At 72.4% G+C, this 21643-nt stretch carries 20 protein-coding genes; 9 read left to right on the top strand and 11 right to left on the bottom strand.

Annotation, left to right across the window (positions count from 1 at the left end; genetic code table 11):
* The first annotated feature begins 27 nt into the window (after positions 1 to 27).
* The gene (locus tag AB0F29_RS34440) at positions 28 to 756 is read left to right on the top strand and encodes a pentapeptide repeat-containing protein (RefSeq protein ID WP_018959780.1); all 729 of its coding nucleotides are present in this window, start codon (positions 28 to 30) and stop codon (positions 754 to 756) included.
* Positions 757 to 780: 24 nt separating this feature from the next.
* Here AB0F29_RS34440 and AB0F29_RS34435 read toward each other — a convergent pair whose 3' ends face one another.
* On the bottom strand, positions 781 to 1278 hold the full coding sequence (locus AB0F29_RS34435) for a hypothetical protein (RefSeq protein WP_361880696.1): 498 nt from the start codon (positions 1276 to 1278) through the stop codon (positions 781 to 783).
* A gap of 102 nt (positions 1279 to 1380) precedes the next feature.
* Between AB0F29_RS34435 and AB0F29_RS34430 the strand changes: the two genes are divergently transcribed.
* On the top strand, positions 1381 to 2277 hold the full coding sequence (locus AB0F29_RS34430) for a hypothetical protein (RefSeq protein ID WP_361880693.1): 897 nt from the start codon (positions 1381 to 1383) through the stop codon (positions 2275 to 2277).
* Positions 2278 to 2355: 78 nt separating this feature from the next.
* Here AB0F29_RS34430 and AB0F29_RS34425 read toward each other — a convergent pair whose 3' ends face one another.
* The 4 genes from AB0F29_RS34425 to AB0F29_RS34410 form a co-directional block, all read right to left on the bottom strand.
* A complete protein-coding gene (locus AB0F29_RS34425; RefSeq protein WP_361880690.1) occupies positions 2356 to 3420 on the bottom strand; it encodes a methyltransferase in 1065 nt (354 codons plus the stop codon).
* A 104-nt stretch (positions 3421 to 3524) separates the two neighbouring features.
* Positions 3525 to 4352, bottom strand: coding sequence for a helix-turn-helix domain-containing protein (locus AB0F29_RS34420; protein WP_361880687.1), 828 nt, complete (start codon positions 4350 to 4352; stop codon positions 3525 to 3527).
* A gap of 208 nt (positions 4353 to 4560) precedes the next feature.
* Complete coding sequence (locus AB0F29_RS34415; protein ID WP_215111152.1) at positions 4561 to 5205, bottom strand: response regulator transcription factor; 645 nt, start codon at positions 5203 to 5205, stop codon at positions 4561 to 4563.
* On the bottom strand, positions 5202 to 6719 hold the full coding sequence (locus AB0F29_RS34410; RefSeq protein WP_361880684.1) for a sensor histidine kinase: 1518 nt from the start codon (positions 6717 to 6719) through the stop codon (positions 5202 to 5204). Before AB0F29_RS34410 ends, AB0F29_RS34415 begins: the two co-directional genes overlap by 4 nt.
* A 274-nt stretch (positions 6720 to 6993) precedes the next feature.
* On the opposite strand from AB0F29_RS34410, the gene AB0F29_RS34405 reads away from it, so the two are divergent.
* The 4 genes from AB0F29_RS34405 to AB0F29_RS34390 all read left to right on the top strand — a co-directional run bounded on the left by AB0F29_RS34405 (position 6994) and on the right by AB0F29_RS34390 (position 11076).
* Positions 6994 to 7551 carry a heme-binding protein gene (locus AB0F29_RS34405; RefSeq protein ID WP_361880681.1) on the top strand — a complete coding sequence of 186 codons (558 nt, stop codon included), beginning with the start codon at positions 6994 to 6996 and terminating at the stop codon, positions 7549 to 7551.
* 56 nt (positions 7552 to 7607) lie between these two features.
* Positions 7608 to 8204, top strand: coding sequence for an ankyrin repeat domain-containing protein (locus AB0F29_RS34400; protein WP_361880679.1), 597 nt, complete (start codon positions 7608 to 7610; stop codon positions 8202 to 8204).
* Complete coding sequence (locus AB0F29_RS34395; RefSeq protein WP_361880676.1) at positions 8201 to 9490, top strand: hypothetical protein; 1290 nt, start codon at positions 8201 to 8203, stop codon at positions 9488 to 9490. The genes AB0F29_RS34400 and AB0F29_RS34395 overlap by 4 nt, the downstream gene beginning before the upstream one ends.
* 170 nt (positions 9491 to 9660) lie before the next feature.
* Positions 9661 to 11076, top strand: a complete 1416-nt coding sequence (locus AB0F29_RS34390) for a M1 family metallopeptidase (RefSeq protein WP_361880673.1) — start codon at positions 9661 to 9663, stop codon at positions 11074 to 11076.
* Between the two features lie 68 nt (positions 11077 to 11144).
* Here the strand turns inward: AB0F29_RS34390 and AB0F29_RS34385 are convergent, their stop codons facing one another.
* Both AB0F29_RS34385 and AB0F29_RS34380 read right to left on the bottom strand, forming a co-directional pair.
* The gene (locus AB0F29_RS34385; protein WP_361880670.1) at positions 11145 to 12767 is read right to left on the bottom strand and encodes a M4 family metallopeptidase; all 1623 of its coding nucleotides are present in this window, start codon (positions 12765 to 12767) and stop codon (positions 11145 to 11147) included.
* A gap of 274 nt (positions 12768 to 13041) precedes the next feature.
* Positions 13042 to 13617 carry a TerD family protein gene (locus tag AB0F29_RS34380; RefSeq protein ID WP_018959769.1) on the bottom strand — a complete coding sequence of 192 codons (576 nt, stop codon included), beginning with the start codon at positions 13615 to 13617 and terminating at the stop codon, positions 13042 to 13044.
* Between the two features lie 215 nt (positions 13618 to 13832).
* Between AB0F29_RS34380 and arfB the strand changes: the two genes are divergently transcribed.
* A complete protein-coding gene (gene arfB, locus AB0F29_RS34375; RefSeq protein ID WP_361880667.1) occupies positions 13833 to 14267 on the top strand; it encodes an alternative ribosome rescue aminoacyl-tRNA hydrolase ArfB in 435 nt (144 codons plus the stop codon).
* A 62-nt stretch (positions 14268 to 14329) separates the two neighbouring features.
* Here arfB and AB0F29_RS34370 read toward each other — a convergent pair whose 3' ends face one another.
* Positions 14330 to 14836 carry a flavin reductase family protein gene (locus tag AB0F29_RS34370; protein WP_361880664.1) on the bottom strand — a complete coding sequence of 169 codons (507 nt, stop codon included), beginning with the start codon at positions 14834 to 14836 and terminating at the stop codon, positions 14330 to 14332.
* Between the two features lie 455 nt (positions 14837 to 15291).
* On the opposite strand from AB0F29_RS34370, the gene cdgB reads away from it, so the two are divergent.
* The gene (gene cdgB, locus AB0F29_RS34365; protein WP_361880661.1) at positions 15292 to 16980 is read left to right on the top strand and encodes a diguanylate cyclase CdgB; all 1689 of its coding nucleotides are present in this window, start codon (positions 15292 to 15294) and stop codon (positions 16978 to 16980) included.
* A gap of 143 nt (positions 16981 to 17123) precedes the next feature.
* Complete coding sequence (locus AB0F29_RS34360; RefSeq protein ID WP_361880658.1) at positions 17124 to 18131, top strand: carbohydrate-binding protein; 1008 nt, start codon at positions 17124 to 17126, stop codon at positions 18129 to 18131.
* A 41-nt stretch (positions 18132 to 18172) separates the two neighbouring features.
* On the opposite strand, the gene AB0F29_RS34355 is transcribed toward AB0F29_RS34360, so the two are convergent.
* The 3 genes from AB0F29_RS34355 to AB0F29_RS34345 all read right to left on the bottom strand — a co-directional run bounded on the left by AB0F29_RS34355 (position 18173) and on the right by AB0F29_RS34345 (position 21334).
* Positions 18173 to 19099 (bottom strand): 1-phosphofructokinase family hexose kinase, encoded by a 927-nt coding sequence (locus tag AB0F29_RS34355; RefSeq protein ID WP_361880655.1) that lies wholly within the window; start codon positions 19097 to 19099, stop codon positions 18173 to 18175.
* A gap of 148 nt (positions 19100 to 19247) precedes the next feature.
* Complete coding sequence (gene nagA / locus AB0F29_RS34350) at positions 19248 to 20405, bottom strand: N-acetylglucosamine-6-phosphate deacetylase (RefSeq protein WP_361880652.1); 1158 nt, start codon at positions 20403 to 20405, stop codon at positions 19248 to 19250.
* Positions 20405 to 21334 (bottom strand): ROK family protein, encoded by a 930-nt coding sequence (locus AB0F29_RS34345; RefSeq protein WP_361880649.1) that lies wholly within the window; start codon positions 21332 to 21334, stop codon positions 20405 to 20407. The genes nagA and AB0F29_RS34345 overlap by 1 nt, the downstream gene beginning before the upstream one ends.
* Between the last annotated feature and the right edge of the window lie 309 nt (positions 21335 to 21643).

Genomic DNA, 21643 nt, shown 5'->3' with positions numbered 1-21643 from the left:
GTCAGTGGGGTGCGTCACGATGGGGGCATGGCAGCGAGCGAGGGCAGGACGACCAGAGCGACCGGGGCGACCAGGGGGGCCAGGGCGGTCAAGGGCAAGAAGGACACCATCGCGGCGGCGAGGCGTCCGGAGGTGCGGCTGCCACCGCTCGTTCCCTACGACGGCGAGGGCCTGGAGCCGGACGGGGACTACGACGGGGTGCGGTTCGACGGGGTGGACCTGGCGGACGCGTCGGGCCGGGGCGCCCGGTTCATGGACTGCGCCCTGGACGGCTGCACCCTGGACCGCACGGAGCTGGCGCGGGCCCGCTTCATCGACGCGGTGCTGACGGGCGTACGGGGTGTGGGCACCGATCTCGCGGAGGCGTCGCTGCGGGACGTGGAGGTGGTGGACGCGCGCCTGGGCGGGGTGCAGCTGCATGGCGCGGTGCTGGAGCGGGTGGTGGTGCGCGGCGGCAAGATCGACTACCTGAATCTGCGCAAGGCCCGGCTCAAGGACGTCGTCTTCGAGGGCTGTGTGCTCTCCGAGCCGGACTTCGGTGACGCGCATCTGGTCCGCGTCGAGTTCCGGGACTGCGTGCTGAAGCGGGCGGACTTCAGCGGGGTCCGGATGGAGTCGGTGGACCTTCGCGCGGTGGCCGAGCTGGACATCGCGCGGGGCGTGGACCGGCTGGCGGGTGCGGTGATCAGCCCGTTGCAGCTGATGGAGCTGGCTCCGGCGTTCGCGGCGCAGATCGGGGTGCGAGTGGAGGCGTGAGGCCCTCGGGCGGCGGCGCGGGCCTCACATGCGGGGGAAGCGGGCCTGGAGGTCCCAGATCGCGGGGTTGTCGGCGAGTCCCTCGTGCATGTCGGCCAGGTCGGCGATCAGGTCGTGCAGGAAGTCGCGGGCCTCGCGGCGCAGGAGGGAGTGGCTGAAGGTCAGCGGGGGCTCGTCGCCGGGCATCCAGTCCGCCTCGACGTCGACCCAGCCGAAGCGCCGCTCGAACATCATCCGGTCCGATGACTCGGTGAAGTCCAGCTCCGCGTACTGCTGCCGGTGCGAGCGGTTGCCGCGCGGGTCCTGGTCGATCTGCTCGACGATGTCGCACAGCGCCCACGCGAAGTCCAGCACCGGCACCCATCCCCAGGCCGTGGACACCTCGCGGTCCGCCTTGGTGTCCGCGAGGTAGACGTCGCCGGAGAACAGATCGTGCCGCAGCGCGCGGACGTCCGCGCGGCGGTAGTCGGTCTGCGGGGGGTCGGGGAAGCGGCGGGAGAGGGAGTAGCCGATGTCGAGCACGGATCGATGGTGTCATGCCCGTCCGGGGCGGACCGACACGATCGGGTGAAGCGGAGCAGGTATGCCAGACGCATATGCCGATCGCTTCCTAGTCTCCGGCATATGGTCAGTTCGCCTCATGAGGCTCATCATCGGATCTTCCAGGAGAATCCGGGTTTATTCGCGAGTGCCTTCCGTACCTTGGGCATCCCCTTTCCGGAACCTGTCGCGGTGTCGCTCATGGACACCGATCTCACGGAGATCAGGCCGCTCGAACGGCACGTGGACACGCTGCTGCGCATCGATGTGGCCGACGGGGGCTCCCTGTTGCTGGCGATCGAGGCCCAGGGCAAGAAGGACCCGGACAAGCGCAGTAGCTGGGCGTACTACCTCGCCCACCTCTACGCGAAGTTCCGCTACCCGTGCGTGCTCCTGGTCGTCTGCCGGGACAAGGGGACGGCGGAGTGGGCAGCCGAGCCGATCCGTATCGGCCTGGACAAGCACCCCAGCCTGGTCGCTCACCCCCTGGTGCTCGGACCGCACAACGTACCCATGGTCACGGACGCCGTCAGGGCGGCCGACGACATCCCGATGGCCGTCTTCTCGGCGATCACGCATAGTAACGATCACGACATCGCTGCCATACTGGAGGCTCTTGCCGAGGCGCTCCGGGCCACGGACGCCGATGCCGCAGCGGTTTTCGCCGAATTCACCGAGGCGGGTCTGGGAGCCACCCCGGCCCGTGAGATCTGGAGGAACCTGATGGGCACTGGTCTCAGTCACTTCCGCGGCTTCGTCGCCGAGAGCTTCCGCGACGAAGGCCGCGACGAAGGCCGTGTGGAAGGCCGCGTCGAAGGCCGGGCCGAGGACATTCTGCGGATTCTCGCGGTGCGCGGTGTCACGGTGCCCGATGAAGCACGGCAGCGGATCACCGCCTGCAAGGACCTTGCGGTGCTCGATGTGTGGTTCGAGCGCGCCGTCACGGCGACGACCGCCGACGCGGTGCTCGCGGAGACCTGATCGCCGGGTTCGTCCCGGAGGTTTTGTCTCCGCGCGCACTTCACCAACGTCCGGTGTCCGAGGGCTGTTCGGCGCAGGTCAGTCGGCCACGGCCTCGATCACGGCGAACGGCGCGGCTTCGGTGAGCGGGGTGACCGTCGTGAGGGTCAGACCCGCGCGGCGGCACACCTCCGCGAAGTCATCGCGGGTGCGCTCCCGGCCGCCCAGATTCACCAGCATGTTGAGGTCGCTGAGGTAGGTGACCCCGCCATCGGTGACGTCGGCACGGATGTCGACCGCGTCGGGAAGCACGGGCTCCACGATCAGGACGACGCCGCCGGGCGGCAGCACCTGACGGCAGTGGGTCAGGATCGTGACCGCCTGGTCGTCCGTCCAGTCGTGCAGGACGCTCTTCAGCAGGTAGAGATCCGAGCCCCCGGGCACCGAGTGGAAGAAGTCTCCGGCGATCAGGGAGCACCGGTCCTCCAGCCCGTGCCGCGCCATCGTGTCCGGCGTTCCGGCCAGGCCCCCCGCCGTGTCGAGGACGACACCGGTGAGGCCGGGATGGGCGGCCAGCACACCGGCCAGGAGGGTCCCGTCGCCCCCGCCGACGTCCGTGACCGAGGCGAACCGGCCGAAGTCGAAGGCGCCCGGCAGGGCGGCGGCGGTCTCCGAGGAGGCTTGGCTCATCGCCGCGTTGAACTCGGCGGACAGCTCGGGGTGCTGGGCGAGGTGGCTGAAGAAGTCGGTGCCGAACACGCCGTCGAACGCGACCTCGCCGGTGCGGACGCTGTCGTCCAGGTGCTCCCAGGCACGGACGATCGTCGGCTCGGTGAACATCCTGACGAACGAGGCGAGCGAGTCGGGGCGGCCGGGGTGCAGCAGCGCCCCCGCGGGGGTCACCGAGAAGGTTCCCGGGGCGGGCTCCCGCAGCAGGCCGAGCCCGGTCAGGGCACGCAGCAGCCGCTCCATGGGCTGGGGTTCGGCTCCGGCTTCGGCGGCCACCTCGACAGCCCGGCGCGGCGCGTCGCCCAGCAGTTCCACCACCCTCAGCCGGGCTGCCGCGCGCAGGGCCTGCGCCGCCATGCTCCCGAACGCGAGCCGGACGACCAGATCGCGGTCGGCCGTCTCCGCTGCCGTGACATCGGCGTTCGTGTTCGTCATGGGTGTTTCCTCTCGACTGTGTGCGGTGCGAAGTGCGATGGGTACCTGCGGTGCGTACGTGCGGTGCCTACGTGCGCGAAGGGCGGTGCGTACGTGCGCGAAGGTCAGCCGGCGGACGTGGACCTGCCGGCCAGGGCGCGCGGCGCGCACCCGGCCAGGGCCGTGACGTCGCGGTGGAGGTGGGACTGGTCGGCGTATCCGCAGGCGAGGGCGACGGCGTCGGCGCTCTCGCCCGCGCAGAGGGCCCGGGCGGCGTGGTCGAAGCGGACCAGCATGGCGGCGCGCTTGGGGGTGAGACCGATCTGGTCGGTGAACCGGGACCACAGCCGCTTGCGGCTCCATCCGAAGGACGCGGCGAGGCCGGCGACCCGTACCCGGCCCCGGCGGGCCACGATGGTGTCCCAGGCGGCGGCGACCTCGGGTGATACCGGTGGTGTGCCGGCAGCCCGCTTCGCGAGGAACGCGTCCGTCAGCGCCAGGCGTTCCTGCCACGTCGTGGCGTCGGTCAACTGCTCGCGGAGGTGGCGGGCGTGCCGCCCCCACAGCTCTTCCAGACCGTTGACCGACCCGTCCAGTTCGCGCGGGGAGACGCCCAGTACCGCATGGGCGGCCAGGGGTGGCAGACAGACCTCGACGCACTCGACGTGCTCGCCCCGGACACGGGCCGGGCCGGGCGACAACGAGGCGACGAAGCTCCTCAGCGGCCGGCGCGCCGCGGCACTCTCCACCGTGAGGGGGGTGTCCCCGAGCCCGATGACGAGGACCACGACGGGCTGGGGGAGCACCTGCATGTCCAGCCCGACGGAGGCACGGTCACGGAAGCCGGCCATCCGGACCCCGTCGAGCGCCGTGCTGCCGAGGAAGTGGGCGACCTCCCAGCCGTGCTCGGAATCGTGCTCCCGAGGCGCGGGACGCACGTGATTTCTGCGCATGCCCCTACCGTTGCCGACTCCTGCGCGTCTGTCTTGGACGAAAGTTCCGGAGCCACCCGGTCCCGCTGTGCCGCTGTGCCGCTGTGCCGCTGCGCCGGTGTGCCGGTGTGCCGGTGTGCCGCGCTACGGTCCAGCGGATCTCAGGGGGATCAGGCGGATCACGCAAGCCTGGTGCCCCTCGCACCCCTCGCACCCCTCGCGCCCCGGCTCACGGAAGCAGACGCTGCTCCTTCGCCACCGACACCGCGCCCGCACGCGTGTCGACGCCGAGCTTGTCGTAGATCCGGCCCAGGTGGGTCTTGACCGTGGCCTCGCTGATGAACAGGGCGCGGGCGATGTCGCGGTTGCCGAGGCCCTGGGAGAGCTGGGCCAGGATGTCGCGTTCGCGGTCGGTGAGGCTCGGGCGGGGGCTGCGCATCCGGGCCATGACCCGGCTGGCGACGGGGGCCGAGAGCGTGGTGCGGCCCTGGGCGGCGGACCGGATCGCGGCGAACAGTTCCTCCGGGCGCTCCGCCTTCAGCAGATAACCGGTCGCCCCCGCCTCGATGGCCCTGGTGATGTCGGCGTCCGTGTCGTACGTGGTCAGCACGAGGACGTGCACCGTGCCGTCGGCCGCGATGCGGCGGGTCGCCTCGACGCCGTCGATGCCCTCGCCGAGCTGGAGGTCCATGAGGACGACGTCCGGCGTGAGCCGGGCGGCGAGCACCACGGCCTCCTCGCCGCTGCCGGCCTCGCCGACGACCTCGATGTCCGGTTCGCTCCCGAGGAGGGCGAGCAGTCCGGCGCGGACGACCACGTGGTCGTCGCAGAGCAGGATGCGTACGGGGGGTGTCTGCGGGCCTTGGCCGGTCATACGGGGTCCTCCAGGGCGGTGAGGGGGACGGGCACGAGCGGGATCGCCGCCGAGAGGACCGTGCCCTCGCCCGGGGCCGACTCGATGGTGAGCGTGCCGCCGAGCTGGTGCACGCGGGCCCGGATGGCGGGGAGCCCGTGACCGCGCACGGCGGCGGGGCTGCGGACGGGCGCGGGCTCCACGGTGAAGCCGCGGCCGTTGTCGCCGATGTCGAGGACCACCCGGTCGTCGAGGTGGGTCAGGGTCAGCCCGGCGGCGGTGGCCCCGGAGTGCTCCCGCACATTGGCCAGGGCCCCCTGGGCGATGCGCAGCAGGGCCGACTGCACCCGGTCCGGCAGCGGGGCGTGCGGAGTGCCCTCCACATGGCAGTGGACGGTGATCGCGCCCTCCGCCTGGGCGCTCTCGCGGGCCGCCAGCGTGTGCAGGGCCGCTTCCAGGCCGCCGCCCTGCGCCAGGTCGGCGGGGGCCAGGTCGTGGACGAAGCGGCGGGCCTCGGTGAGGTTGCGTTCCGCGATGCCGGTGGCCGTACGTACGTGGCGGCGGGCCGCGTCCGGGTCGGCGCTCCAGGTGCGGTCGGCCGCCTGGAGCAGCATCTGCTGGCTGGACAGGCCCTGCGCCAGGGTGTCGTGGATCTCCATGGAGAGCCGCTGACGCTCGGCGAGGGTTCCCTCGCGCCGCTCGGTGGCGGCCAGTTCGCGCCGGGTGCGCAGCAGGTCGTCGATCAGCTCGCGCTGGCGTCCGGCCAGTTCCCGCTGGCGTACCGCCTGGCGCTGCATATGGACGAAGACGGCGGTCGCCACGGCGGCGACCGCGGGTGGGGCGAGGACCAGATTCGGGTCGAACCCCTCGGCCAGGCGCAGTTGCGCGGCCACGACGAACGCGGTGAGCAGAGCGACCAGGGCGAGGGCCGCGCGCGGCGGCAGGATGCGCAGCCCGGTGTAGAACAACGGCACCGCGCACCACGCGAAGCTCGGCGCGAGGACGACCAGCACCATCCAGACGAGGACGAGCACACCGAGCCAGGAGAGCCGGCGCGGGGTGGGACGCGAACCCAGGACGGGTCCCAGGAGGTACAGCACCGCCAGGGTGATCGACAGGGCGATGATCCACGGGGTCCGGGCCTCCCCGGGGTGCCGCATCAGGAACCGGGTCAGCGAGGCGCCGAGCAGCAGGAAGAACGCGGCGTGCATGAGGAGCGCGAGCCAGCGGGCGTCGGGGTCGGCGCCGGGCCCTGGGCCGGAACCCTGGCCGGGGCCGGGGCCGGCGCTTGTGCGCGGGCCGGTGCCCGGGGGGCTGGCGCTTGTGCCCGGGCCCGTGCCCGGGGGGCTGGCGCTTGTGCCGGGGCCGGTGCCCGGGCCGTGGGCAGCGCCGGAACCCGAGGCGAAACCCGGGCCGGAGCCCGAGCCGGGTGCAGCGTCGGCCCCCGGGCCGGCCCCCGAGCCAGCCCCCGGGCCGGAAGCGGAGCCGGTGGCTCCGTCCCCCTCCGGGGCCTGCGCATCGCTCCGGTGCTCCACCTCGTACCTCGTATTCCGTCTCGCCCGAACCCGCCCGCTGAGACCCTGCTGACCTGCGCGGATCTTCCATGGTGACCCGATCCGGCCACCCCCGCATCAACCGATCGGCCGACGGGGGCGTCGGCCGACCCGCGCGCCGCTTCCAGCCGGTACGTCGACCGTACGGGGCCGGATCCGCCGGGAGGATCGATACCAGAGCGAAACGCCCGGACCTCTTCCGGGCCTCCCCGCACACCGAACCACCGGGCCGCCCCCGGATCACCAAGGAGCCACCATGAAGAAGCTGTCGCCGCGCACCCGTGTCGTCACCGGCGCCGTCGTCGTCGCCGCCCTCGGGGCCGGCACGTTCGGCGCGATGTCCGCGAGCGCCTCCTCCCCGGCCGCCGCCCCCGCCGCCGCGGTCAAGGCCGACACGAGCAACCGGAACCTCCAGCAGACGACGCACCTGACCGTGGCCGCCGCCACCAAGGCCGCGCAGGCCACGCTGGACGCGGCGAAGAAGGAGAACCAGCGCATCTCCGTCGCGGTCGTCGACCGCGACGGCAACACCATCGTCTCCCTGCGCGGCGACGGCGCGGGCCCGCAGTCCCCCGAGTCCGCAGTGAAGAAGGCGTACACCGCCGTCTCCTGGAACGCCCCCACCTCCGAGTTGGTCAAGCGCCTGGAGCAGGCCCCGAACCTGAAGGACATCCCTGGCACCCTGTTCCTCGGGGGCGGTGCTCCGGTGCAGGTCAAGGGCGCCCCGGTGGCCGGCATCGGCGTGGCCGGCGCGCCCAGCGGCGACCTCGACGAGAAGTTCGCCCAGGCGGGCGTCGCGGCCCTCGCCCGGTAGTCACGACCCGCACAGGCACCCGCACAGGCACAGGCACAGACGGGAACGGAGTACCCATGAACGCCCTCGATCACGACCTGCTCACCGCCGCACGCACCGGCGACACCGAAGGTGTGCGCACCGCGATCGAGGGCGGCGCCCGGGTCGACGTCCGCGACGACGAGTTGCGCACCCCTCTCCTCCTCGCCGTCCACGGCGACCACGTCGAGGCGGCCCGGCTGCTCGTGGCCGCCGGGGCGGACCCGGACGCCCAGGACCGGCGCGAGGAGAGCCCGTGGCTGGCCACCGGCGTCACCGGCAGCGTCGCGATGCTGCACGTACTGCTGCCGGCCGGACCGGATCTGACCCTGCGCAACCGGTTCGGCGGCATCTCCCTCATCCCGGCGAGCGAATGCGGCCATGTCCCGTACGTACGGGAGGTGCTGCGGGTCACCGGCATCGACGTCGACCACGTCAACCGGCTCGGCTGGACCGCCCTGCTGGAGGCGGTGATCCTCGGCGAGGGCGGGCTCGCCCACCAACAGGTCGTGGAGCTGCTCCTCGCGGCCGGGGCGACGCGGGACCTGCCCGACGGCGACGGGGTGACGCCCCTGGCCCACGCCGAGCGGCGCGGTTTCGCCGAGCTGGCCGCCCTGCTGCGGGACGTCGCATGACCGGGGACCACGGCCCCCGCACCGCCCTCCGCGAAGCCTTCCCGGTCAATGGCCCCGGCGCCGAAGGCCGTGACGAGGGCTCCTCGGCCTCCGCTCCCCGCGTCGCCCCCCGGCTGCCCGGCCCCCGCGCCCGTCGCCTCGCCCTCGGGCTCGTCGCCGCCGCCCTGCTCGCCGGGTGCTCGACCGGCACGACGGAGGCGGCCCCGGACACCCCTGGCACCCGTGGCCCGTCCGCCGCGGCCGGCACCGCGGCGACCCCCGTCCCCTCCCGCGCCCCCGCCGGCCGCACCCCCGACGGCACCCTCCTCGTCGCCGACTTCGGCGGCGACACCGTGACCTTCGTCGACCCCGGGAAGGACGGTTCGGGGAGGAACGGGGCCCCCATCGCCTCCGTCGAGGTCGGCACCGCGCCCTACGGCCTCGTCGTCGGCGAGGACGGGCGGGCCTGGGTCGCCACCGCCGAGGGCGTCGCGGTCGTCGACACCCGGGAGCGGACCCGGCTCGCGCTCGTCCCGTACGAGACGGAGTCCGGCCCGGTCACCACCGGCGAGTACCGGGGCGGCGGCATGGGCATCGCCCTGGCCCCGGACGGGAAGCACGTCTACGTCGGGGTCAACGTGCCCGGCGGCGACGGCGCGGTCGAGGTCATCGACACCGCTACCCGCGAGGTCACCGGCGTCGCGACCGTAGGCATGCGCCCCTTCGACGTGGACGTGTCCCCGGACGGCCGCGAGGTGTACGCCACCGATCACGACTCCTTCGACGTGACGGCGGTGGACGCCGACTCGCTGGAGACCCGGCGCATGGAGGTCGCCCCGTACGGCACGGAGGGCGGGCTCGGCTCCTGGCTGAAGCCGCACTACGCCGTCGTGCGCCCCGAGGACGGCAAGCTGCTGCTGCCGTTCGAGGGGGAGCGGCTCGCGGTCCTCGACCCGCGCGACGGAGAGGTGACCATCGAGCCGATGACCGCCAACACCCACCAGCACGGTGCGGCCCTCACCCCCGACGGCACCCTCCTGGTGGTGGGCACCGGCCCGATCGGGTCGGACGACGCGGACCCCTCGCTCACCGTCCGGTCCCCCGATGGCGAGGAACGGGTCGTTCCGCTGGACGGGCCGCACGAGGACGTGGCGGTGTCGAAGGACGGCCGCACGGCGTACGTGACCGGCGGCTTCACCCGCGACGGGTACTGGAACGGCATCACGGTCGTCGACCTGGACGGCGGGAGCAGCGAGCCGGTCCGCCTGGAGGCAGGCAACCGGCCGCTCGGAATCGCCATCCTCTAAACGGGAGCCGCCCGTTCTTCCCCCGAGACGGGCGGCTCCTTCCGGCTCCCCCCGAGGCGGCGCCCCCTCCCCGGCTCCCCCCGAGGCGGCGCCCCCTCCCCGGCTTCCCCCGAGGCGGGCGGCTCCTTCCGGTCCCGGATTCCGGCGTACCGAGATCTAGGATCGACCGGGTGAACCACCCCCACCCGGCCCGGCTGCGCACCGTGCGCCTCCTCCCGCCGTTCGCCCTGGCACTCGCCCTCCTCGGCGGGGGCTGTACGGGCGGGGTGCCGGGAACCCCGGGCGCGGCCGGACTGCGCGACCCGTACTTCCCGGGGCTCGGCAACGGCGGCTACGACGTCACCCACTACGGCCTGGAGCTCGACGTCGACCCGGCCGGAGACCGGCTGCGCGGCACCGCCACGATCACCGCCCGCGCCACTCAGGACCTGAGCGCCTTCCACCTCGACCTCGCCGGGCTCGACGTGGACGGCGCCACCGTCGAGGGCCGCCCGGCCGCCGTGAACCGGGCGGGCAAGGAGCTGACGTTGCGTCCGGCGGCCGACGTGGAGGGCCGGCTGGGCAAGGGGCGTACGTTCACCGCCGTAGTGCGCTACTCCGGCTCCCCGGAGACGGTCACCGACCCGGACGGGTCGAAGGAGGGCTGGCTGCGGACGGCCGACGGCGCGGTCGCCCTCGGCGAACCGGCCGGCTCCATGGCCTGGTTCCCCGGCAACCACCACCCGAGCGACAAGGCCGCGTACGACATCGCGGTCACCGTGCCCGAAGGGCTCGCGGGGATCTCCAACGGGGAGCTGGTGTCCCGGCGTACGGCGAACGGGCGCACCGCCTACCGCTGGCGGACCGCCGAACCGATGGCGAGCTATCTGGCGACCGTCGCCGTGGGGCGGTTCGCCACCGCGGAGTCGGTGACCCCCGACGGCATCCGGCTGTTCACCGCCGTGGATCCGGAGTCGGCGGCGGCGAGCGCGGACGTGCTGGCGCGGATCCCGGCGGTGCTGAAGTGGTCGGCGGGGAAGTTCGGCCCGTATCCCTTCTCCTCGGCCGGGGCGATCGTCGAGCGGACGGGCGACTCGGCGTACGCCCTGGAGACCCAGAACCGGCCGGTCTTCCCCGGCCCGCCGGACACCGCGCTCCTCGTACACGAACTGGCCCACCAGTGGTTCGGGAACTCCGTCACGCCCGCGACCTGGCGGGACATGTGGCTGAACGAGGGCTTCGCGACCTACGCGGAGTGGCTCTGGGCCGCCGACCACGAGGACGTACCGGTCGAGGAGAGCTTCGAGGCGGCGTACGCGGACGACGCGAACTGGGCGTTCCCGCCCGCCGATCCACCGAGCGCCGCCGAGCTGTCCGGGCCGCCGGTCTACGGGCGGGGGGCGATGGCCGTGCACCGCGTCCGGCTCGCCCTGGACGACGACCGGGCGTTCTTCGCCCTGGTCAAGGGGTGGACGAAGGCGCACCGGCACGCCAACGCCTCGACCGACGACTTCACCGCGTACGTGGAGGAGGAGACGGGGCGGGACCTCACCGAGCTGTGGGACGCCTGGCTGTACGGCAGGAGCCGGCCGCCCCTGGAGGGCTGACCGGCTCCCGTACTCGCGGACGTACCGCGCTACTCGCGGATGTACCGCGGTGCTCGCGACGTACCGCGTTACTTGACGTTGACCCCGGTCCAGGTGGCCGAGACCGCCTTCAGCTCCTCGCTGTCCGCGCCGAACAGGTCGGTCGCCGCCTTCTCGGTGGCGACGCGCGCGCCCGCGTAGTCGGTCGTGGAGGTCATGTAGACGGAGAGGGCCTTGTACCAGATCTGGTACGCCTTCTCCCGGCCGATGCCCGTCAGCGTCGAGCCGTCGGAGGTCGCGGAGTCGTAGTCGACGCCGTTGACCGTCTTCTTTCCGCTGCCCTCGGCGAGCAGGTAGAAGAAGTGGTTGGCGACGCCGGAGGAGTAGTGGACGTCGATGTCGCCGAGGTTCTCGTCCCAGAAGTCGGCCGAGCTGCCGTCCTTGCTGGGCTTGTCCATGTAGCGCAGCGGGGTGCCGTCGCCGTTGATGTCGATCTTTTCGCCGATGAGGTAGTCCCCGGCGTCCGAGGCGTTGTCGGCGAAGAACTCCACCGAGGCGCCGAGGATGTCGCTGGTCGCCTCGTTGAGGCCGCCGGACTCGCCCGCGTAGTCCAGGTCGGCGGTGGCGGAGGTGAGGCCGTGGGTCATCTCGTGGGCGGCGACGTCGATGGAGGTGAGGGCGTTCTTGTTGCCCTCGCCGTCGCCGTACGTCATGCAGAAGCAGCTGTCGTCCCAGAAGGCGTTGACGTAGTTCTCGCCGTAGTGGACCCGGGAGTAGGCGGCTTTGCCGTCGCCCGCGATGCCGTCGCGGCCGAGCGCGGTCTTGTAGAAGTCCCAGGTCTTCGCGGCGCCGTAGTGGGCGTCGACGGCGGCGGTCTGCCGGTCCGCGCCGGTGCCGTCGCCCCAGGCGTCGTCGTCGTCCGTGACGAGCTCGCCGGTGCCGGAGGAGCCCTGGTTCAGGTCGTACGTCCGGTGGCCGCCGCGTTCGCCGTCGGTCAGCTCGAAGCCGGCGTCGGTCTTCGTGGTGGTGAGTTCGACCTCGCCGCTGTACTGGCTGGTGCCGGTGCCGGTCTCGATCGCCTCGTAGCTGTGCAGCTTCTCGCCGGTCGTGGCGTCGGTGATGGTGTGAACGCGGCTGGGCGTGCCGTCCTTCTGGACGCCCTTCTTGACGGTCTCCCAGGCGAGGACCGGGTTGTCGCCGCCCGCGTGGATCACCTTGCGGGCGCTCGCCGCGGCCTTCAGCTTCGGCGTCGTCGACGCCACGGCTATCTTCGCGTCGGTCGCCCTGTCGACGCTCTTGATCTTTCCGGCGGCGGTGGCGTGGGTGATCAGGTCGCCGCCGAGGACGGGCAGGCCGTCGTAGGTGCGCTCGTAGCGGGTGTGGACGGTGCCCCGGGCGTCCTTGATGACGTCGCGGGCGATCAGCTTCTCCGCGCCGCCGAGCTTCAGGGCCTTCGCCGCCGAGGAGGCGTCCGCCTGGGCCGACTTGATGGCCGTGGCGCGCTGCGCCGAGGGGTTCACGCCGAGTGCGGCGGCCGTGGAGGGCGTCGCCGCCGTGGTACGGGCGTCGTCGCCGCCGGGCGTGGCGACGGCGGATCCGGCCTGGACACCGGCGACGACCATCGCGGCGACCGCCGCGAGTGCTGCGAGCCGACGGGTGCCGCGGTGGGCGCGGGAGGTGCGGGAGGTGTGGGGGGTGGTCTGGAGGTTCATGTGTGGCTTCTCCGTTGGTCGTCCTGTGGGGGGACTACGAGCGGAGAGCGTGCCACCTGATGAGCGAAGTTGACGGTGTGCCGACAATTGCCTCACAAGTTTTTGACCAGCTCTTGTACGTATGGGGGGCCGTGCTGTCCGGTATTCGGTGAAGTGGTGGATTTCCGCCGTAGCAGGGCAGGCGGCGTGACGGCCCCTCACACCCGCCGGAGCCCCCGGCCGCGAAGGCGGCCGGGGGCTCCGGTGAAGCGGGTGAAGCGGTTGTGCGCTCGGGTCAGAGGTTGACGCCGAAGTCCTGGGCGATGCCGCGCAGGCCGGAGGCGTACCCCTGGCCGACCGCGCGGAACTTCCACTCGGCGCCGTTGCGGTAGAGCTCGCCGAAGACCATGGCGGTCTCGGTGGCGGCGTCCTCGCTCAGGTCGTAGCGGGCGATCTCGGCGCCGCCGGCCTGGTTGAGGATGCGGATGAACGCGTTCCGGACCTGGCCGAAGTTCTGGCTGCGGTTCTCGGCGTCGTAGATGGAGACCGGGAAGACGATCTTGTCCACGTCGGCCGGCAGACCCGCCAGGTTGACGTTGATCTGCTCGTCGTCGCCCTCGCCCTCACCCGTGACGTTGTCACCGGTGTGCACGATGGTCTGGTCCGGCGTCGACTTGTTGTTGAAGAAGACGAAGTGGCCGTCCGAGACGACCTTCCCCGCCGGGTTGACCGCGATCGCCGAGGCGTCGAGGTCGAAGTCGGTGCCGGTGGTGGTGCGGACGTCCCAGCCGAGGCCGACCGTGACGGCGGTAAGGCCCGGTGCCTCCTTGGTGAGCGAGACGTTGCCGCCCTTGGACAGGCTTACTGCCATGGGAAGTCCCTTTCCTCGTCGTGTGCGGGCTTCGTGCCATCACGAAAGCTACCGTCACCCGTCATAACGCAAGCAGCAGACCACGAGGTTCCTGGTCGCTTTACTTTCTTTGCCGAACTTCGTCCCGAAGTGGAGCCGGTCAGGGGACACCGTGCGGTGCCGTGCGCGATCCCGTCGGCAAAAGAAGGTGACGAACAGGGCGCGGGGAAGGGACCATGGGTGTCATGTCCGGGCCCTATGTCATCCGCGGCTCGGTCTCCCTCCCGGAGGCCGAGCTCATGTGGCGTTTCTCGCGGTCCTCCGGGCCCGGCGGCCAGCACGTGAACACCAGCGACTCCCAGGTGGAGCTGCGCTTCGACCTGGCGGCGACCGACGCGCTCCCCGAGGTGTGGAAGGCGCGGGCGCTGGAGCGGCTCGCGAGCAGGCTGGTGGGCGGGGTGATCTCCGTACGGGCCTCCGAGCACCGCTCCCAGTGGCGCAACCGCGAGACGGCCGGCGCCCGCCTCGCCGCACTCCTCGCCGAGGCCACGGCGCCGCCGCCCAAGCCCCGGATCAAGCGGAAGATCCCGCGAGGCATCAACGAGCGCAGGCTGCGGGAGAAGAAGCAGCGCGGCGACACGAAGCGCGGGCGCTCGGGCCGCGACTGGTGACGCTCGGGCCCGCGACGGGTGACGCTCAAGCCTCGACGGGTGACTCCGGGGGCCCTGTCCCGTCAGCCCAACTGGCGGTAGCGGCCCTTGAAGTACGCCAGCGGGTCGCCCTCCGGGCTCGGCAGCACCGCGGTGAGCACCCGCCCGATCACCAGGGTGTGGTCCCCGGCCACCACGCGCTGCTCGGTGCGGCACTCCAGCGTCGCCAGCGCCCCGCCGATCAGTGGCGCGTGCGTGACCTCGCCCCGTACGTACGGGACGTCCTCGAACAGCAGCCGGTCGCTGATCCGGCCCTTCATGGCGAACCGGCCCGCGATGTGCCGCTGGCTCGCGGCCAGGACGGAGACCGCCCACAGCGGCTGCTCCTCCAGGAGGTCGTCCATCCGGGAGCCGTTGCGCAGGCTCACCATCACCAGGGGCGGGTCCAGGGACACGGACATGAAGGCGGTCGCCGTCATGCCCACGTCCTCGCCCCGGCCGTCCTCGTCGAGGGGCGGTTCCTGGGCGGTGACCAGCACCACCCCGGCGGCCAGCCGCGCGAGGGCGGCACGGAACTCGTCGTTGCTCACTCCCTCAGCATGGGGGACGGTCTCGGGGCGCGGGGTGGGGGGCTTCGTCTGGAGCACACACCGACGCTAACCGCGGGGGGCGCGCGGTCGCATCGGGCCAGGGGACCAGGCCGGTCCTAGGACTCCGGCAAGAACCGTGTACGCGGGCGCACGAGCGGTGCGGCAGCACACGGGCCCACGAGCGGTGCGGCACACGGGCGCACACAACGGGAACCGGATCCTCCGGCTCCATGCGCCGCCGAGCCGGCCCTTCCGGTCTCGTTCCGAACAGCAACGGCCACCGTGAGTCACCGGCATCACCCGGCCATCTGTTGTGACTTGAGTCACAGAGTCCATTTTCTGCTGACCCTGTGTACCGGGTGCACAGCTCACTGTGATTCAGTGGCCGTGACACTGCAACAAGTACGTCGATATGAAACCTGGAGTTGCTGTCGAGGTCTCGGGGAGTGCGAGCGATGGAGGCCGAGTCGGAACCGTACGTCCGCCTTGCGACCATGCGGCAGCTGCATCAGGCCGTCGCTGATCTCAATACGGCACGGAGTCTGGCGGACACGCTGCAGACCGTGGCCGACGGAATCGTCACCGGCCTCGGCTACGAGCTGGGCTGCGTGAACCTGGTCCGGCCGGACGGCGACCTCGTCATCGCGGCCTTCGCCGGCAACGCCGCGGCCGAGGCCCTGATCACCGGGCGCGTCGGCTCCCGCGCCTCCTGGGAACGCCGGCTCTCCATGGGCGAGGCCTGGGACAGCCTCCGCTTCATCCCGCACACCGAGGGCTGGGTCCTCCTCGACGACGACGTACCCCAGTGGCACACCGAGGGACCCGAGCCCCGGTTCGAGGACGAGTGGCACCCGCTGGACCGGCTCTACGCCCCGATGTACGCCGCCGCGGGCGGCCGTGACCTCCTCGGCGTCATATCCGTCGACCGGCCGCGCAACGGGCGCCGCCCCGGAGCCTGGGGGCGCGAGGCGCTCCAGATGTACGCCTCCCAGGCCGCCATCGCGATCAGCAACGCCCGCCTGCGGGCCAACATGCAGCGTGCCCTGGTCCGCCTGGAGCGGGAGCAGCAGGCGCTGCGGGCCAGCGAGGAGTCCTTCCGGCAGGCCTTCGAGTACGCGCCCAGCGGCATGGCCATCGCGGAGATGGGCGGCGACCAGCAGGGCAGGCTGCTGCGCACCAACGACGCCCTGTGCCGGCTGCTCGGCCGCCCGGCCTCCGTCATGCGCCGCTACTCCTTCGCCGATCTGGTCCACCCCGAGGACATCGGCACCCTGCTGCGCACCTCCGCCGAGGGCGGCCGGGCCGAACTGCGGCTGAGCCGCCGGGACGGCACCTATCTGTGGGTCTCGCTGCGCAATTCGGTCGTCGCCGACACCGCCGACGGGCCGCGCTTCCTGCTCACCCATGTCGAGGACATAGAGGAGCGCAAGCGGCACGAGCTGAACCTCGCCCACCGCGCCTCGCACGACGCGCTGACCGGGCTGCCCAACAGCGCCGAGCTGAAGTCGCGGCTCAGCGCCCGGATCTGCGAGCGGCCGCACTCCCCGGCCGCGACCGCGATCGAGGCGCTGGACGCGGCGTACGGGGACGTCGAGTCGTCCCTGACCCACGGCTACCGGGCCGACCGGTACGAGGGGACCCACGGCTACCAGCCCGACGGCTACGAGGGCGAGGCCGTCCCCGGCGGCGGCCCCTTCGACCACCATGTGCACACGGTGGCCCCCGATCCGGAGCACGACGACGGGACGAAGGGCCTCGCGGTCCTCTTCTGCGACCTCGACGGCTTCAAGTCCATCAACGACCGCTTCGGACACCACACCGGCGACGCCGTGCTCATCGAGGTCTCCCGGCGGCTGAGCACCTGTGTGCGGGACGGTGACACCGTCGCCCGGCTCGGGGGTGACGAATTCGTCGTTCTCGCCGACGGGCTCGGGGCGGCGGACGCCGCTGACCTGGCCGTTCGCCTGAGAAATGCCATCATTCCGCCCATAAGGGTCGATGGTCGCGCGGTCCGGGTCGGGGCGAGTTTCGGCATCGGCTGGGCCGAGTGCGGCATGACCGTCGAAGAGGTCCTGCGCTCCGCCGACCAGCGGATGTACGTGGAAAAGCGGTCCCGGTCGAAGGTTCACCGCAGGGCCGGATGACGTTCACGGCCGGTTTCTCCCCCTACCCCGTAACCGTTCCCCACCGCCGTCCGGGTCACCGAGCACAATTCGGGGCTTGCTCCGTTCGAGGTAGGCTCGGCCGGTCGGCGACGGCTGGCGACATGGTGAGGAGTGACCCAGGGATGACGGCCGGAAACAACGGCGCGAGCAAGCCCGAGGACGACGATCCGTTCGGCTATCTGTACGCGGACGGACAGGCGGCAGGCGCCCAGCCGCCCGGCCAGGGCGGCTACGGCTACCCGGGGCCGGCCGCGCAGCCGGGCGTGCCCAGAACGTCCTACAACCAGGTGCGGGCCGTCGGCGAGCGCCAGTACGGCCAGCAGCAGGCGCCCCAGCAGCAGGGCGGGTACGGCTACCCGCCCCAGCAGAGCTACGGCCAGCAGCCCCCGCAGCAGTACAACCGGCCGAACCCGCAGTACGCGGCCCCCGAGACCTACCCGGGCGGCGGGCCGGGCGGACAGCCTCCGGCGCAGGGCGGCCATGGCGGCGGTCCGGGCCGGGGCGGACCGAACACCAAGGCGCTCTTGATCGGGGCCGTCGCCGTGGTCGCGGTCGTCGTCATCGGCATCGGCGCCGCCCTGCTCACGGGCGACGACGGCGACAAGGACGACAACAAGGACGAGGCGTCCTCCTCGCAGGGCCCCGCCGGCGAGGTCGAGCAGTCGAAGAAGCCGGAGAAGAAGCCCAAGGAGACCCCGAAGCCGGTCGAGCTGCCGAAGCAGGACGCGGCGACGCTGACGCTGGGCGGCACGGCGGCCCTGGACTCCACGGTCAAGGGCGCCAAGGGCGCCAACGGCAACTACATCAACCTGAACGAGGTCGGCCGGTCGGCCACCTGGACGGTCGAGGTTCCCGAGGCCGGCGCGTACACCCTTTACGTGACGTACGGCGTGCCCGGCAAGGACGCGAAGACGACGCTGACGGTCAACGCGCAGGAGCCCCGCTCCATCAACATGGAGAACTTCGCGCGGGCCGCCGAGGGCGACCTGGAGAAGGGCTGGACGAACACGTACGCGTACGTCCAGCTCGACAAGGGGTCCAACACCCTCAAGCTGTCGTGCGAGACGGGCGACCAGTGCGACGCCAATCTCGACCAGCTGGAGCTGAAGTCCGGCCACATCAAGAGCTAGACACGCGTGTGCGCGACGACGCCCTGACCCCCCCGAGGTGGTCAGGGCGTCTGCGTGTGCGGCTCCACCGTGACGCGCGGCAGCAGCTCCGCATAGGCCGCCGCGTCGTACTCGCCGGCCGTCGGGGCCAGCACGGTCGCCGTCGACAGGGCCACCGCCCGGGCGAGGCGCTCCGGCCAGTCGAGGCCCTCGGCCAGGGCGGACAGCAGCCCGGCCACCGCGGAGTCGCCCGCCCCCGTCGGGTTGCCGCGCACGGCGGCGGGCGGGGCGGCCCGCCAGACGCCGTCCGGGGTGAGCGCGAGCACCCCCTCCGGGCCCAGGGACGCGACCACGGACTGGGCCCCGCGGCGGCGGGCGTCGCGGGCGGCGCGCAGCGGTTCGCGGGAGCCGGTCAGCCGGGCCAGCTCCTCGGCGTTCGGCTTGACCAGGTCGGGGCGGGCGGCGATGCCCCGGCGCAGCGGTTCTCCGCTGGTGTCCAGGAGCACGGGCACGGCGGCGGCGCGGGCGGTCCGGACCAGGTCCGCGTAGGCCCCGACATGGATGCCGGGCGGCAGGCTGCCGCAGAGCGCGACGGCGTCGGCTCCGGCGAGCAGCTCCTCGTACGTCCGCAGGAAGGCGGCCCATTCGGCGGGGCTCACCTGCGGTCCGGGTTCGTTGAGCTGGGTGGTGTCGCCGGTCGAGCGGTCGGTGACCGCCAGGGTGCGGCGGGTGTTCCCGGCGACGGGCACGAGGGCGTCGCGCGGCGGGAGCGGGGCGAGGAGGTCGCGCAGGACGCCTCCGGTGGCGCCGCCGACGAAGCCGGTCACCACGCTTTCGTGGCCCAGCGCGCCGAGGACCCGGGCGACGTTGAGGCCCTTGCCGCCGGGGCGTTCGGTGACCTCGCCGACCCGGTGGCTGCGGTGCGGGACGAGCGCGTCGACGGTGTACGTCACGTCGAGCGCGGTGTTCAGAGTGACGGTCAGGATCACCTCTGCCGGCCCCTCCTTCGGTGCATGGGCCCAACGGCGCGCGCATCCGTCCGCGGCGCGCCCATCTGATGATCATGTCAAAGCGATGGCGGTCGGCCCAGTCCCGCGGGCCGACCGCCGTCGCTTCGTTACGTGCTCACCGCGCGGGCTACGCGGTCTTCGGCTCGATGATCCACTCGCCCCGGCGCATGACGCCCTTGAGGACGAAGTCCTCGTCGAGGACGACCAGGTCGGCGTCCTTGCCCGCCTCCAGCGAGCCGACCCGGTCGTGGACGCCGAGCAGCCGGGCGGGGTTGGCGGAGATGGACCGGACGACGTCCTCGACGGGGATCCTGTCGAGGGTGACGGCCCGGCGGAACGCGGTGTCCAGGGTGAGCGTGGAGCCGGCGATCGAGCCGCCCTCCACCAGCCGGGCCACGCCGTCGGTGACCTCGACCGCGAGCGGGCCGAGCTCGTACGTGCCGTCGCCGAAGCCGGCGGCGTCCATCGCGTCGGTGATCAGCGCGACGCGGCCCGCGCCCTTGTGGCGGTAGGCCAGCTCCAGCACGGCCGGGTGCAGATGCGTGCCGTCGTTGATCAGCTCGACGGTGATCCGGTCGTCCTCCAGCAGAGCGGCGATCGGACCGGGGTCGCGGTGGGCGAGCGGCGGCATCGCGTTGAACAGGTGCGTGGCGACGGTCGCGCCCGCCTCGATGGCCTCGACGGTCTGCTCGTACGTCGCGTCCGTGTGGCCGATCGCGGCGATGACCCCGTGCTCGGCGAGCAGCCGTACGGAGTCGATGCCGCCGGGCAGTTCGGTGGCGAGGGTGAACATCCGGGCGGTGCCGCGCGCGGCGTCCAGCAGTGTGCGGACGTCGGCCGGGTCCGGGTCGCGCAGCAGTTCCTCGCTGTGGGCGCCCTTGCGGCACGGCGAGATGAAGGGGCCCTCGAAGTGGATCCCGGCCAGGTCGCCCTGCTCGACCAGCTCGGACAGGACGCCCGCGCGCCGGGCGAGGAAGTCCATCTCGCCGGTGACCGTGGAGGCGACCATCGTGGTGGTGCCGTGCTCGCGGTGCGTACGGATGCCGGTGAGGACCTCCTCGACGGTGCCGGAGGTGAAGGAGGCCCCGCCGCCGCCGTGGTTGTGCATGTCCACGAAGCCGGGGACCACCCAGTGGCCGGCGAGGTCGATGGTCCGGGCGCCCTCCGGTGCGGAACCGGAGATCCGGGAGCCCTCGACGGTCACCCGGCCGTCCTCGACGGTGCCGGTGGGGAGCACCACCCGGGCGCCGGCGAGAACGGTGCTGTCTGCTGCGCGTCCGGCCATCAGGCGGAAACCTCCGTGGAGAGTAGATCCCAGGCGAGCAGCCCCGCGCCCAGGCATCCGGCGGTGTCCCCGAGGGCCGCCGGGACGATGTGGGGCAGTTTCTGGAACGTGACGCGTTCCTCGACGGCCGCACGCAGTGGTGTGAACAAGGTTTCCCCGGCTTCGGCGAGACCGCCACCGATGATCAGCGTGCCCGGGTCGAGAAGGGTGGCCGCGGTGACGAGGCCGGCGGCGAGCGCGTCGATCGCGTCCTGCCAGACCCGGACCGCCGCGGGGTCGCCCGCCTCGACGGCCTTCGCGCAGTCCGCGGCGTCCGCCCCGGGGTCCCCGGAGGCGGCGGCCCAGGCCCGGGTCACGGCGGCGGCCGAGGCCAGCGTCTCCAGACAGCCGCGCTGGCCGCAGCTGCAGTCGGGGCCGTCCGGGCGGACCACGATGTGGCCGATCTCGCCCGCGTCCCCGTGGGCGCCCGCCTCGATGGTCCCCGCGATGCCGATGGCCCCGGCGATCCCGGTGCCCAGCGGGACGAACAGGAAGCGGTCCGCGCCCCGCCCGGCCCCGATCCGGCCCTCGGCGAGCCCGCCGGTGCGGACGTCGTGGCCGAGGGCGACGGGGACGCCGAGGCGTTCGCCGAGGAGGGCGCGCAGCGGTACGTCGCGCCAGCCCAGGTTCGCGGAGTACACCGCGATGCCCTTCTCGGCGTCGACGATGCCGGGCACGGCGACCCCGGCGGCGACGGCGCTCTCGCCGAGGTGCTCCTCGCCGTGGGCCCGCAGGTCCGCCGCGAACCCGAGGATGGTCTCGACGACCGCGTCGGCGCCGCGCTCCCGGCCGGTGGCTCGCCGCGCCTCGTGGAGGAGGGTGCCGTCGGTCCCGACCAGTGCGGCCTTCATTCCGGTGCCGCCCACATCGAGGGCGATGACATGTCTCACGGGAGACAGTTTCGCCCGCCGACCCCCAAAAGGTCTAGTCCACTAGCGAGGTTTGTTGCGCACCCATACAAAATGATGAAGGAGTGAAGGCCGGTCTTTTTCTACCGGAAAGTCACTCATGGGGACCCACGGACCGGGGGGAATCGGCCCAAAGGTCTGGACCAAGATACGGGCAGGGGCCCCCGACTGCCAGTGCGCGTAAGCCAGTTGTGGCCCCCGGGGCCCGTATACGTTGCCGAAGCGATACGCCGGTGGTGTAGACCTCCGCATCGCCAATGGGGGAAAATCGCAGTTCATCCGGACGGTGCC

It is taken from the genome of Streptomyces sp. NPDC026589 (genome assembly GCF_040638385.1).
In the GTDB taxonomy this organism is placed as follows: Bacteria; Actinomycetota; Actinomycetes; order Streptomycetales; family Streptomycetaceae; genus Streptomyces.
The sequence above is the reverse complement of the archived record's forward strand: the minus strand, read 5'-3'. Positions and strand labels throughout refer to the sequence as shown.

What these genes read in the sequence shown, in the direction of transcription:
- cdgB (WP_361880661.1), top strand. Translation starts at nt 15,292, where the DNA reads ATGGAGGCCGAGTCGGAACCGTACGTCCGCCTTGCGACCATGCGGCAG.
- AB0F29_RS34430 (WP_361880693.1), top strand. Translation starts at nt 1,381, where the DNA reads ATGGTCAGTTCGCCTCATGAGGCTCATCATCGGATCTTCCAGGAGAAT.
- AB0F29_RS34360 (WP_361880658.1), top strand. Translation starts at nt 17,124, where the DNA reads ATGACGGCCGGAAACAACGGCGCGAGCAAGCCCGAGGACGACGATCCG.
- AB0F29_RS34400 (WP_361880679.1), top strand. Translation starts at nt 7,608, where the DNA reads ATGAACGCCCTCGATCACGACCTGCTCACCGCCGCACGCACCGGCGAC.
- arfB (WP_361880667.1), top strand. Translation starts at nt 13,833, where the DNA reads ATGGGTGTCATGTCCGGGCCCTATGTCATCCGCGGCTCGGTCTCCCTC.
- nagA (WP_361880652.1), bottom strand. Translation starts at nt 20,405, where the DNA reads ATGGCCGGACGCGCAGCAGACAGCACCGTTCTCGCCGGCGCCCGGGTG.
- AB0F29_RS34425 (WP_361880690.1), bottom strand. Translation starts at nt 3,420, where the DNA reads ATGACGAACACGAACGCCGATGTCACGGCAGCGGAGACGGCCGACCGC.
- AB0F29_RS34415 (WP_215111152.1), bottom strand. Translation starts at nt 5,205, where the DNA reads ATGACCGGCCAAGGCCCGCAGACACCCCCCGTACGCATCCTGCTCTGC.
- AB0F29_RS34405 (WP_361880681.1), top strand. Translation starts at nt 6,994, where the DNA reads ATGAAGAAGCTGTCGCCGCGCACCCGTGTCGTCACCGGCGCCGTCGTC.
- AB0F29_RS34380 (WP_018959769.1), bottom strand. Translation starts at nt 13,617, where the DNA reads ATGGCAGTAAGCCTGTCCAAGGGCGGCAACGTCTCGCTCACCAAGGAG.
- AB0F29_RS34420 (WP_361880687.1), bottom strand. Translation starts at nt 4,352, where the DNA reads ATGCGCAGAAATCACGTGCGTCCCGCGCCTCGGGAGCACGATTCCGAG.
- AB0F29_RS34395 (WP_361880676.1), top strand. Translation starts at nt 8,201, where the DNA reads ATGACCGGGGACCACGGCCCCCGCACCGCCCTCCGCGAAGCCTTCCCG.
- AB0F29_RS34440 (WP_018959780.1), top strand. Translation starts at nt 28, where the DNA reads ATGGCAGCGAGCGAGGGCAGGACGACCAGAGCGACCGGGGCGACCAGG.
- AB0F29_RS34385 (WP_361880670.1), bottom strand. Translation starts at nt 12,767, where the DNA reads ATGAACCTCCAGACCACCCCCCACACCTCCCGCACCTCCCGCGCCCAC.